Origin of the sequence: Psychrobacter glacincola (assembly GCF_904846215.1) — a bacterium.
Taxonomy (GTDB): domain Bacteria; phylum Pseudomonadota; class Gammaproteobacteria; order Pseudomonadales; family Moraxellaceae; genus Psychrobacter; species Psychrobacter glacincola.
Genome location: NZ_CAJGZK010000048.1, coordinates 1 through 2,046 on the forward strand (window position 1 = coordinate 1; position 2,046 = coordinate 2,046).

Consider the following 2,046-nt stretch of genomic DNA (forward strand, 5'->3'; position numbering starts at 1 on the left):
GTGAGGTGTTGATGGTGATGCCACGTGCTTTTTCTTCTGGTGCTGAGTCAATAGACGCGTAGTCTTTGGCTTCGCCACCTGAAGTTTTGGCAGCTACGGTTGCGATAGCAGCAGTAAGGGTGGTTTTACCGTGGTCAACGTGTCCGATGGTGCCGACGTTAACATGGGGTTTTAGACGTTCAAACTTGGCCTTTGCCATGGGTATTTCCTCTTTTTTTGGTGAATATTTATCAATCAAAGATCGGTAAATAACGGTTTGACGGCTTATGATGTATGACCATCAAACCGTTGACACTGTGCTTTTTCTATCCAAACAATATCTATTAGAACAATAGTTGTAGCGCCATACTATCAGTGTGTTCGATATTTTAACGGTTAAGCGTATAAATAGGGGCATTATACGTGCTTTTCACTCTATTGAACATGAGAAGTTAATGTACAGCACCGCTGTTGCACTACTTTATCTCACTATTATTCATTTAATCCTTTATACAGCTGACCTAACCTGCCAATGCAGTACTTACTAATAAACTGACAGCGCAAAAAGGCAACACCTCAGTGTCACCTATGAATTATTATCTGCCACACTGTCTGTATAATTTTCGATATTTTATAATTTCGATACCAATACTAAGCTATAGGTAAAATTAGCAAAGCAAATATAAAGAATGGAACAATAAATGGAGCTCATATTGAGAATTGAACTCAAGACCTCTCCCTTACCAAGGGAGTGCTCTACCGCTGAGCTATATGAGCGTACTTTTAACAACTACAGTAGCCAACCAGTAAGTTGCACTAAAAAAATATCACGATACAGCAATAATAACTGACTGTCGTGATAAATATTGATGGTTTGTGCGATGGTACATATATGGAGCGGGTGGCGGGAATCGAACCCGCGTCATTAGCTTGGAAGGCTAAGGTGTTACCATTATACCACACCCGCATTTACTCTAATCTGGATGGATTCTAATAAAGAATATTGATTGATATAGAGTATGCTTGGCGCTAAGACAAACTTAGAAAAAATATGGTGGTGGGAGAAGGATTCGAACCTTCGAAGCTTTCGCGACAGATTTACAGTCTGTTGGGTTTGACCGCTCCCCAATCCCACCTAGATTGCTTTGTACAAAAATACTTTTAATTTAAAGCAAATTCATAAAAAGCGGCTTTGAGAGAGATGGTGCCGACTGCCGGGATCGAACTGGCGACCTACTGATTACAAGTCAGTTGCTCTACCAACTGAGCTAAGTCGGCTTGTTCTCTCAAAGTGGTGGCTATTCTATCAAATATCTTGGCAGACGCAAGCCCTTTTTTAGTATTTTTAACTTTATTTTAATAAAAAATCTCAAACAGTTGATTATAAAAGGATTTTTATTCCAGACAAAAAGCTTGTTCTATCACCGTTATTGCAACGACTTATCTTTCAGCTGAATACCTAACTGCCAAACTCTTTTGAATGGGTTGTATATCACTCAAAATACTCAATAATTATAGTCAGTGAAAAGTAATATCGACACATTATGTACTGCTGGTAGGTATAGTCCGTCCGTTCAAAATAAAAGCGCTACGATTGTAATAACGTGCTATTTGCTATAATTTTTCTTGCTTGCTGTTCACAGGCGTGACAGAGGCTGCAAAAAATTTATAGTCAATAGCACTGTATTGTTTTTAAAATGAATCGACTATATTAATTTTGCTCACTTGCTCTAAAATTATTAAGCAAAACGGTGCAGTATTTATCTTAGCATGAGGCTAATGCCTTAAAGCCAATCGATTACAAGTTTTATAAGTGCGCAGCTTTATGATTCAAATAAACTTGGATTCAACATCGAAGTGCAACGCACCCGAAGCTAGATTTTACCTCAAGAGGCGTTCTAAACCCTAGCACCTTTCTAGGTCGATTATTTAAATTATCCTCAATCGACTGAACTAAGCGCGTGCATAGGTTATCAAGACGCATCGACTTAGGTAGAAACTGACGAATTAAACCATTGGTATTCTCATTCGTTCCACGCTCCCAAGAATGATAAGGCTGAGCAAAGT

General features: G+C 38.8%; 2 protein-coding genes and 4 tRNA genes. All 6 read right to left on the reverse strand.

Annotated elements, in window-relative coordinates:
• On the reverse strand, window positions 1-199 hold a 199-nt coding region (locus JMW90_RS13270; protein WP_227691975.1), incomplete at its 3' end, for a GTP-binding protein.
• Window positions 200-681: 482 nt separating this feature from the next.
• Window positions 682-756 (reverse strand) — tRNA-Thr (locus JMW90_RS13275).
• A 116-nt stretch (window positions 757-872) separates the two neighbouring features.
• Window positions 873-946: transfer RNA gene (locus JMW90_RS13280), tRNA-Gly, on the reverse strand.
• Window positions 947-1,031: 85 nt separating this feature from the next.
• Window positions 1,032-1,115 (reverse strand) — tRNA-Tyr (locus tag JMW90_RS13285).
• 66 nt (window positions 1,116-1,181) lie between these two features.
• Window positions 1,182-1,257 (reverse strand) — tRNA-Thr (locus JMW90_RS13290).
• A 568-nt stretch (window positions 1,258-1,825) separates the two neighbouring features.
• Window positions 1,826-2,046 (reverse strand): transposase (locus JMW90_RS13840; protein WP_420825323.1); only part of this gene is annotated, 221 nt, incomplete at its 5' end.